This window comes from Methylotenera sp., assembly GCF_029945535.1.
In the GTDB taxonomy this organism is placed as follows: domain Bacteria; phylum Pseudomonadota; class Gammaproteobacteria; order Burkholderiales; family Methylophilaceae; genus Methylotenera.
This window is the reverse complement of sequence record NZ_JAQSCU010000010.1, coordinates 792,229-801,973: the sequence shown is the minus strand read 5'-3', so window position 1 is coordinate 801,973 and position 9,745 is coordinate 792,229. Positions and strand designations below refer to the sequence as shown.

General features: G+C 40.1%; 9 protein-coding genes. All 9 read left to right on the top strand.

Annotation, left to right across the window (positions count from 1 at the left end; translation table 11 throughout):
- Window positions 1–70: 70 nt before the first annotated feature.
- Complete coding sequence (locus PSU72_RS06850; RefSeq protein ID WP_300431564.1) at window positions 71–295, top strand: hypothetical protein; 225 nt, start codon at window positions 71–73, stop codon at window positions 293–295.
- 100 nt (window positions 296–395) lie between these two features.
- On the top strand, window positions 396–1,886 hold the full coding sequence (locus tag PSU72_RS06845) for a bifunctional diguanylate cyclase/phosphodiesterase (protein ID WP_300431563.1): 1,491 nt from the start codon (window positions 396–398) through the stop codon (window positions 1,884–1,886).
- 90 nt (window positions 1,887–1,976) lie between these two features.
- Window positions 1,977–3,353 (top strand): sigma-54 dependent transcriptional regulator, encoded by a 1,377-nt coding sequence (locus PSU72_RS06840; RefSeq protein WP_300431562.1) that lies wholly within the window; start codon window positions 1,977–1,979, stop codon window positions 3,351–3,353.
- A 431-nt stretch (window positions 3,354–3,784) separates the two neighbouring features.
- On the top strand, window positions 3,785–4,138 hold the full coding sequence (locus tag PSU72_RS06835; protein ID WP_300431561.1) for a hypothetical protein: 354 nt from the start codon (window positions 3,785–3,787) through the stop codon (window positions 4,136–4,138).
- Between the two features lie 7 nt (window positions 4,139–4,145).
- Window positions 4,146–4,679 (top strand): hypothetical protein, encoded by a 534-nt coding sequence (locus PSU72_RS06830; RefSeq protein ID WP_300431560.1) that lies wholly within the window; start codon window positions 4,146–4,148, stop codon window positions 4,677–4,679.
- A gap of 31 nt (window positions 4,680–4,710) precedes the next feature.
- Window positions 4,711–5,340, top strand: coding sequence for a hypothetical protein (locus PSU72_RS06825; RefSeq protein WP_300431559.1), 630 nt, complete (start codon window positions 4,711–4,713; stop codon window positions 5,338–5,340).
- A gap of 37 nt (window positions 5,341–5,377) precedes the next feature.
- The gene (locus tag PSU72_RS06820) at window positions 5,378–6,613 is read left to right on the top strand and encodes a hypothetical protein (protein ID WP_300431558.1); all 1,236 of its coding nucleotides are present in this window, start codon (window positions 5,378–5,380) and stop codon (window positions 6,611–6,613) included.
- 117 nt (window positions 6,614–6,730) lie between these two features.
- On the top strand, window positions 6,731–7,447 hold the full coding sequence (locus PSU72_RS06815) for a C39 family peptidase (protein WP_300431557.1): 717 nt from the start codon (window positions 6,731–6,733) through the stop codon (window positions 7,445–7,447).
- Window positions 7,448–7,486: 39 nt separating this feature from the next.
- A complete protein-coding gene (locus tag PSU72_RS06810) occupies window positions 7,487–8,377 on the top strand; it encodes a hypothetical protein (protein ID WP_300431556.1) in 891 nt (296 codons plus the stop codon).
- The last annotated feature ends 1,368 nt before the right edge of the window (window positions 8,378–9,745 follow it).

Sequence of the window (9,745 nt, the reverse complement as noted above, 5' to 3'; positions counted from 1 at the left end):
CACATAGTATCGATTGTAAATTAATGTAAATTAATTAATTGCTAAAGTTGTCTGTTGAGGAGTTACTAAAATGAGACATGCACTTGATTCAAAAGGTAAGGCCAAGGATAGTTTACGTAATGCGGACTCTCAGCCGAATTGGCGTGAGCATAGGTTTGCAAACTCGGCTTATCGTACTGCTAAACAGCGCGGTTTTTTTACTAGTGATGATGTATTTAAATCATTAGAGGCAGATGAAAATTTCTGCGAGCGCTTGAATTTGCCATCATTCTTGAGTGTTGCAAAGCGAGGCTAAGAGCGATGCATTATCTAGCTATGCCTATCATTTCTAATATCTCAATCTTCTATAAGCGTTGTTCGTGCTGACTTAATGCACTTCATTGAAGATGATGAATATGACGGATAATAAGTCAAATATATTTACATTAAAAGACTTTGCACATTCACAACATGGGCGGGTGCAGCTAGGGTCTGAGCAAAAGTACCGTGTACCAAGCAATAAATTGTTGCAGGATTTGCTTGAACATCAAATTGATTTAGAGTTACAGAATGAAGCCCTTCAACGGGCTCAGGAGAAGATAGAGGCGTCACTCAGTAGGTGTGACAGTCTCTGTGAGGCTTTCCCTGTGAGTTACATAGTCCTGACTGAGAGCGGCACCATTGAGGAAGCGAATTTGGTGAGTGCTGATTTATTAGGGCGAGATCTTACGCAGCTACTCAAGCACTTCTTCTTAAACTTTGTCGCACCTGAGGATAGAAGTCGTTGGAATAACTTCTTTGACGGTGTGATGCACAATAGTCGAAATAGAAGTTGTGAAGTTAAGCTAATAAGGGGTGACGGCTCTCAATTTTATGCCAGATTAGATTGTCTTTTATTAAATTATAAAATTTCACCGCTTTATACTCTCAACTCAATTGACACTGATACCTTAAAAATGAGTGTTGTCATTACAGATATTTCTGAAGTAAAGCAAGTTGAGCAAGAGTTACGAGTTGTAGCAACTGTATTTCAATCTCAGGAAGGGATGATGGTAACTGATGATAAACATGTCATCTTAAGAGTGAATAACGCTTTCACTAAAATTACTGGTTATACCGAAGCTGATGCAATTGGAAAAACGCCCAAAATACTCAGTTCTGGTCGTCATGGAGCTGAGTTCTATTCTGCTATGTGGTCGGAATTAGATATGATTGGGCAGTGGCAAGGTGAGATATGGGATCGGCGAAAAAATGGTGAGATATATCCGCAATGGCTTAATATCACTGCCGTCAAATCAAGCGAAGGGGTCATTACGAATTATGTTGCAACCATCACTGACATTACAGCTCGGAAGCTGGCTGAAGATGAATTGCATCTATTAGCGTTCTATGACCCGCTCACAAAGCTGCCAAATAGACGGCTGTTTGAAGATCGGTTGCATCTTGTCATGACTTCCAGTGCAAGGACAGGGCTATATAGTGCACTCTTATTTGTTGATTTAGATCACTTTAAATATTCAAATGACAGCTTAGGTCATGGCGTAGGCGACCTAATATTGAAGATGGTATCTCAACGTTTGGTGCTAAGTGTGCGTGAAGGCGACACCGTAGCGCGGATTGGTGGAGATGAGTTTATGGTGATGTTGGTGAATTTACATGAGAGCCATGATCAGGCAAGTTTATTAGCTGAAACGATAGCTAATAAGATTCTTCATGCGATTGACCAGCCTTTTATATTAGCGGGGTTTGAATGTGATACCACTGCTAGCATAGGCGTCAGCCTTTTTAGTGGTCAGGATGAGGCCATGGAGAAAATTCAAAAGAAGGCAGACATGGCAATGTATTCAGCTAAAACAGATGGTAGAAACAGAGTGAGTTTCTTTAAGGAGTTCAACATGATTGCTTAAGAATAGTTTATATAATAGTTTTTAATAAAATTACAAAAGTCGCTAGGGGGGAGCTTAGCTTTTATGTAGGATGAGCTAGAGGTTATTAAAATGTTCAACAAAGAAAGTCGTGATTTGCTTTATTTAAACTCATCTGACACGCCTTCAGTATTATTGAATGAGATGGGTGCTGCAGGCTGGGATGTGAGGTTGGCATCTAATTTGGACAGTGCAGCCAACATCATAGACAAGTACTCACCTCAGGTTGCCATTGCGCAATTTGACGGCTCAAAAAAATCTTTGACAGCTCCTGATGAGGATTTTTTCCGAAATGCAAATTCATTAGAGTGGGTTGCACTTATCCCCAAGGAGGACATTCATCGTGGTCATATAAAACAAGTAGTTCGTGAGTCTTTTTTTGACTTTCATACACTTCCACCAGCACCTGATAAATTACTGACTACGCTTGGACATGCTTATGGTATGGCAGCAATGAGGTTAGATGATGTTGATCTTAGAGGTATGCCCCATATTGTAGAAGACGAAATGGTAGGTGCGAGCCCTCAGATGTTAGAGTTATTTAGAAATATACGCAAGGTTGCTGGCGTTGATGCTCCAGTTTTAATCACAGGTGAAAGTGGTACTGGAAAAGAGCTTGCTGCGCTTGCGTTGCATGAAAGATCCAACCGAAAAGACAGACCATTTGTCGCTGTCAATTGTGGGGCACTACCAAACGGGTTAATTCAATCTGAATTGTTTGGGCATGAGAAAGGTGCTTTTACTGGAGCTAGCCAATGCAAAATAGGTCGAATAGAAGCGGCGGCTGGAGGCACTATTTTTTTAGACGAGATTGGCGATCTCCCTCTTGAACTTCAAGTCAATCTTTTACGGTTCTTGCAAGAAAAAACAATTGAACGTGTTGGTAGTACAGCGAAGATAAGCGTGAATGTTCGTGTGATTGCTGCAACACATGTGGATTTGGAAGCTGCAGTTGCTGAAGGACGTTTCCGCGAAGATCTATACTATCGGCTAAATGTGCTTAAGATAAAAACACCAGCACTGCGCGATAGGCAAGGAGACGTTGAAGTATTAGCTAAATATTTCTTCGAGAAATTTTCAAATGAGAAACGTCGCAATGTAAAGGGGTTTTCTCCTGCTGCGCTGCAGTTAATGAATCGTTACACTTGGCCAGGTAATGTACGTGAGCTTATTAGCCATGTAAGACGCGCCATGGTGATGTGTGAAAAACGCTTAATTGGTCCAGAAGATTTAGATATTAATCGGCGTAAAAAATCTCGCGCGATAGTCACGTTGGAAGGCGTTAGATGTGCTGCAGAAAAAGAGGCTATTCAAAATGAGTTACAAACAAGTAAAAGCAATTTATCTGAGATATCACAAAATCTCGGAGTTTCACGTGCCACTTTATACAGGCTCATTCAAAAGTATGGTTTGAATTTTAAGCCAGAATTGCTGGATAGAAGTTTGTAAGTTTTAATGTTTATCCTTAATCCTTAGATTCATTTAGTAGTTCTATCTTTTTCAAAACTACCCTATCAATGTCAATGCACAGTCAATATTGCGTTGACACAGATCCCGAACATTCTTTTTATTGCAATACTCTTGCATTTTCAACAGATCACTAAACCTGCCATCTTGGCTGCAAACGTTCTGATAAACATGTCTCAAAAATGAAACATTTATGCATCTGATTTTTTCCTTATATTTCAATAGCATACGTTAAGTAGATAAATTTCAATGTATTGGAAATGAGAATGTTTGACTATCTATATAAATGAAATTTTAAAATAAAACAAATTAAAACAATAGGTTACGTCGGTTGGCACACTCGTTGCTAATATCATTGCAAGAATACAAAAATTGTTTATAGCTTAGGGTCGGTAGGTAAGGAGAAAGGCGATATGGACTTCTTAACTAAACACTTATCCGTTTTTAACGGCTCAAACGGACGGAGGTTCGTTATACATTTGTTAGGTGTGATTGGTATGTGTTGTTCTGTTTCAGTGCTTGCTGACCCGCTTTCTGACACAGAGATTAATTTAGAGCCATTTGCATTAATTGGAAACGGCTCAACAGTTGTGATGGATGAAGATTTGTCCATTATTAGTGGTAAAGGTGCTTTTGAGGAAAACAATGAGAAGTTAGCAGTCATCCTTTGGGATGAAGGAAGAAATGGAGATCGACGTCCTTCAAATCATGAGGCTAGCAGCGCACAAAATTTCCAAGCAGTTAATTTAACGATTAACCATAAATGAAGACTTAGTGAAAGAGGAGCATATGATGAATGCGGATATGTTTAAACAAAATCTAATACCTGCAGCGCTATTCATCGCGATTGAAGGGCTTTATGCAGCACCAGTAATTGCAGGAGATGGAGTTGTTATTTTACAGCGTGAAGTTCCTGTAAGACCGGCAGTACGACAAGGTGAGTTAGGTCGGGCAACATCAATCGATGTTTCTCCTGATGACAAAGTCAAACAAGTGGTCAGTGGATCGCAGTCGGGTCTTCATTCTGTAGAGTTAAGTGATGCCGATTTTGCAACTGTTTCTACCGATACGTCGCAGATGTCTGCGTCATTAGTGAATCAAACCAATTTAGCTAATTTAACAAGTCCTCAAGAAGTTGGTCACAACTTGAGTGGTGGTGTTGGAACTCAGTCTATCGGCGCAATGGTAACAGGCTCAGTCGGAGGAGCAGTTGGAGCGGCTGTAGGACGTGTCGATAGCTTAACTTCTGGGGTTTCAGGTGCATTGTCCAATATGACTGGTGCGATATTAAGCGGCAGTGGGCATTAAAGAGATATACACGGCTTACGAGGAGATTCTTATGAAAGATTCAGTGTATTTGATTTCAGCGTTCGTAGCTATGCCAGTGTTACTTAATACTGACTTGGCCATCGCTCAGGATCCTTTACCGGACATTCCTGGATATGTAACGCAAAGTGTCATTGATAGCGATGTTTTAAGCCATGTGCGCGGTCGTTTTGCCGTCAACCTGGTGGCAGGGGATTCAAATATCCAAGCGAATACGGCCGCAGTGGCTTTGGGTGCGCAAGGAGGGCCTACTATCGGCTTAGTGAGTGGCATTCAAGTGGTTGATCCGCGGCAAGCAACTTTGCCAGACCTCGCGATTGCGTCTATTGGGGAGCGTGCCTTTGCGAACAGTTCAGGCCTAATCTCAGTAAACCAAGCGAGTGGGGTGGGGAATGCACAGGCTAATGGTGCCGCGTTCGCGATGGGTTTTGAAGAAGTGGTAGCCGAGAGCGTGCTCTCAGCCACTACTTCAAATGCAGCACCGATTGACCCCAGTGCAAGTAAGAGTCACCAAGCAGCATCAATCAACGATACTGCATTTGACGGTGTACGCGGACTTGTTCAGGTTAATCAGTCGGCAGGGTCGGGTAATAGTACGGCCAATAACTTCGCACTTCAGGTGCAACTGAGTGCGAAACCGTAGTTTTAGTTCTTTAAACCAACCGTAACAGGAGAATATCATGAAATCACAATTTAAAAATACCCCAATTGCGTTGGCAGTGGCCGCTTTATTCCTCTCGCCTGTAGCTTTTGCAGATAATAACAATGATGGTCGCGATCGTGATCGTGACCCAGTCAGCATCAAAAAAGATATTAGTGTTAAACAAGAAGTAGAGCAAAAAGGTCGTGTGAACGTAACTGGTCAAATCTATATAGACTCTAGTTCAATGGCTGTAGTGAATGACGCACAGGTAACAACACATAACCAAGTAGATAATAATTTGGTGACCAATGATGCTAAAGTAAACGGTAACGCACTTAATGCAGCAAAAGGTAACATCGGCGTAAACGTTTCTTCTGGCGATAATAATCAACAAGCTAATGCTGCAGCACTTTCAGCAGCTGACGCAAGTTTCGTATTTGGCTCATCAGATGCAGAAGTTTTTGCTAATCAATCTGCAAGTGGCAATCATACTACTAACTTAGCAAACACTAATGCAGCGACACTTGGTGGCAATGCATTGGCTAATGCAAGCGGCAATATCGGCGTTAACATTTCTGCTGGTAATAGCAATCAACAGAAAAATGACTTAGCTGCCTCTGTTGCTGTTGCTCGTATGGCGACAGCAACCGTACAAGCTAATCAGTCAAATGGTTATAACACCACAAGCAATAGCCCAGTTCAAACTGAAACTACAGAGTATCGCCAAGTTAGCTTAGCATTAAATGCAACTGGCGGCTATATCGGTGGTGGTGTGGGTGGATATTATGGAAGCGCATCTGGTACATCAGCTGGTACTTCAGATCAAATCGGCAATGTTTATCCTGATATTTGGAGTGGAACACCACAAAATACAGGCCCTGGTGATCATGTAGTGCATCCTGGTGGTGTAGCCGTTGGTCACTTCGATCTAGATACACAAACTCAAGGTGGTAGCGACTTGAATAATGACGGTGGTGCATTAGCCTTTGGTAACAAAGGTACGTATAGTGGTTCAGAGCATGGTACTTTAGGTTTTGTTGAGGCTGGTGTTCAATCATTATCTGGAACTGTAACTGGAATGGTTCCTGTGGTTGTCGCTGTGAATGTTGCTACAACTAACACTTCATTTTTGGGTGACAATGCATTACAAAATGCCTCTGGCAATATCGGTGTAAATATTGCTTCTGGTACTAATAACCAACAGTTTAATGGTTTAGCAATGTCTGCAACTCAAGCAGGTACTGGTACAGGTGGTGGTTCTGGTGGTGAGTAATCCATGATAGTAACAACTATCATGTATAGATAGTTCAAAAGGCTATCTTTCGAGTCCCAGCTAAAGAAACTTGGCTGGGACTTAACTGATTACTATGATTGCTAACAGGGAGTTGCCATGCAACACCATCAAATTAACAAATACATTTTAATTGCTGCAACTTTGATTGCGGGACTTGAATGCACATCAGTTGTAGCTGCTGATATTCAGTTTGGCGGAACGCTTCCAGGCGGAGGTAATATTCGCAAAAATATCGCTAGTATGCGAGATTTAAAGTTTGTGGATATGGTGCAACAGAAAACTGATTTTAGTTGCGGTGCTGCTGCATTAGCAACCATATTGAAATATTCATACAATCAGGCGATTACTGAAAATGATGTTATTGATGGCTTAATGAAAGTCAGCGACATTGAATTGGTTCGTCAAAAAGGTTTTTCGTTATTGGATATCAAGAATTACACACAAAGCATCGGAATGCGTGGGCGTGGCTATAACGTTAATCCAGATACCTTAGAAAAAATCCACATCCCAACAATAGTCTTGTTAAATTACAAGGGTTACAAACACTTCGTTGTGCTTAAAAAAGCGACTGAGGACAAAGCTTACATTGCGGACCCGGCATTGGGCAATCGCATCATGACAAGAAAAGAATTTGATGCAGATTGGAACGGAATAGTTTTTGCAGTAGTAGGGCAAGGATTTGACCGAGAGTCTATATTGTTAAAACCGAAAGAGGCATTATCGGCTCGCGCTTTGGTAGATAACTATCACCCACTTTCAGATGCAGAGTTATTTGATTACGGATTTGTTCGTTCAGATATGCTTGGACTTTAAGTGCAGTTTATTTAGTCGAGCGTTTTAAAGGAGATTGCAATGAAAATATCACAAATGAATTCAGTTCAACATGCTCACTATCAACGTGAGTTTAGTACAGTTTTAAGGTGTACGTCTAAAACTACTATACATAATCATAAAAAACTTGCATTAGCGATTGCAGGGATTTTAAGTTTTTCTCCAACCGCTAATGCTACTTTACCGCAAGGTTTAGAGGTCTTTAATAACATGCAGGAAGTTTCAGATAGTGATTTAGGTCACATGCGCGGTAAATTTGCGAGTAATAATCAAGTGCTATATTTCGGTGTTGAAATGCTAAGTCAGTGGCAAACTTCAACAGGTAGCATTGTGACTGCCGGCGCCAACCTTAATATTGATTTTCGTGGCAGTTCAAATGGTAATCCAACTGTACAATATTCGCCCACAGTGAGTATTGAGCAACTAACTCCCGGCCCAGCACCAGTAGTGGCTAATGGCAATAATACCGTGAGTGGCGGTGCAGGCTTAGCAAATGTAAGCGGCGTATCACAAAGCATACAGGTTGCTGGCCAATCCAATGATATTCATAATGGCATTGATATGCAAGTTGATTTAAGCTCCACTGGGCAGGGGGGCTCATTAGCGAGTGCGGTTCAGGGTCAGCAGGCTGGGACTGTTTCTAAAACTGGTGCTGATGGCACAGTGGCAACTGTGACTCTTGCTAACAATAGTATCGGGGTGAATGTGACCGTTCCAGGGCAGGGTCAGATACTGCAGCAAATTAAAAATCAAGGTATGTTTCAATCCGCACGTATCGGTGGTGATTTAAACCAAATTCATAATGCTATCACGATGCATATTGGGTTGAATGTGTCTGCCAACACGGGTATTAGCAGTACTTTTGCTGCATTACAAAGTTTAAAGACGATGCCACAAAATAGTACATTTTAATTGTCGCGGAAGTAGATCTAATAGTATTAGAAACAATTTTTGAGATCATCAGCCCAATTTGAGATCATCTGCCCAAACTGAAATGTTCGCATAATTTAATTAAATATACGAGACATACTAAACCGAACAATGGATGTACTATCTTGTGAGAGTTTTTTATTCTGTTTACTATAGATGGCTTGTATTAAAGAGTAAGTGCAATATCAAGACTAATAACTTTATTAGCCCTACTCCTAAGTATTTAATATTCCTATTGGTCAAGCCTCAACTTTATGGGCAAAATATTTATCCGCATTAATGCACCCGAACAGAAACCTGCATTTTGCTAAGTATGCAGCTATGGTCGATTTTGATAAGTTGGAATTTTAGGTAGTCAGTATCGTCATAATATATAAATAATTCTTAATGAGCTTTTAAGTGCCCAATTAGCTGAAACTTTTTAAGATTAAACTGTTATACGAAATAGGTATTGGCAAGGTGCGAATTGCTAAATCATCACAGGGATTGTTTATGGGATGTTTATTCCAATTGCTTTACCGCCAAAGCTCATCACTAATGTTAATTCAGCAGAAAAGTAAGTAGAGTAAATAAGAAAATGTTGCCTTAGTCTCTCATAGACGTAAAAGTAAAATGGGTTGGTTTTGGGTAAATCATATCAAGTTGTTCCGCAACATCTCGAATATATTGCCTCTAAAAAAGAAAATAGGAGGTCAATATCGTTGAATATTTGCTGTTTGAACTATTAATAAAGTTATTCTGCCACCGTGTATTATGATATAAATAGATATGCTAAGAAACAATAAAGCTGAGAAATGACAATGGCTTTCAATCAATTTCCAGGCCACCTCTCATCGATAGTAATAAATTTATAAGCGTCTCAAAACATTAATAATTAAGTTATTGTTCACTTTAAATGTTTAGGCCAACTACATGTATCGTTTAAGACGCTTTTATATAGTGGCAATACTTTTATTTTTCACTGCTTGTAATCAAGAAGAGCAAATATTTCATGGGTATGTAGAGGGGGAGTTTTTAAGGATTTCACCTACAACAAGTGGTTTACTTGCATTTAATTTACAATATTAAATCACAATAGCAATTTAACCCTTGTGGTTAATGTAAGTTGTATTTATGTATGAAATCGATGAGATGAGTATTTTGCTCTAGTTTACCAACACCTATTAATTATCTTAACTAGAAATTCGTTTGTCAATTGACCCTTATTTATTTTGAAGCACGGCTTACTATAAATTAAAAAATTTGACTTACTCTTTGCAGGCATTCATAAACCTAATCTTCGATTAGCTACGGACTATGAATCTTGCTGTTAAGGATTCAGTTCAGACATATTATTTATTGAGTAGCATA

What these genes read in the sequence shown, in the direction of transcription:
- PSU72_RS06850 (WP_300431564.1), top strand. Translation starts at nt 71, where the DNA reads ATGAGACATGCACTTGATTCAAAAGGTAAGGCCAAGGATAGTTTACGT.
- PSU72_RS06845 (WP_300431563.1), top strand. Translation starts at nt 396, where the DNA reads ATGACGGATAATAAGTCAAATATATTTACATTAAAAGACTTTGCACAT.
- PSU72_RS06840 (WP_300431562.1), top strand. Translation starts at nt 1,977, where the DNA reads ATGTTCAACAAAGAAAGTCGTGATTTGCTTTATTTAAACTCATCTGAC.
- PSU72_RS06835 (WP_300431561.1), top strand. Translation starts at nt 3,785, where the DNA reads ATGGACTTCTTAACTAAACACTTATCCGTTTTTAACGGCTCAAACGGA.
- PSU72_RS06825 (WP_300431559.1), top strand. Translation starts at nt 4,711, where the DNA reads ATGAAAGATTCAGTGTATTTGATTTCAGCGTTCGTAGCTATGCCAGTG.
- PSU72_RS06820 (WP_300431558.1), top strand. Translation starts at nt 5,378, where the DNA reads ATGAAATCACAATTTAAAAATACCCCAATTGCGTTGGCAGTGGCCGCT.
- PSU72_RS06815 (WP_300431557.1), top strand. Translation starts at nt 6,731, where the DNA reads ATGCAACACCATCAAATTAACAAATACATTTTAATTGCTGCAACTTTG.
- PSU72_RS06810 (WP_300431556.1), top strand. Translation starts at nt 7,487, where the DNA reads ATGAAAATATCACAAATGAATTCAGTTCAACATGCTCACTATCAACGT.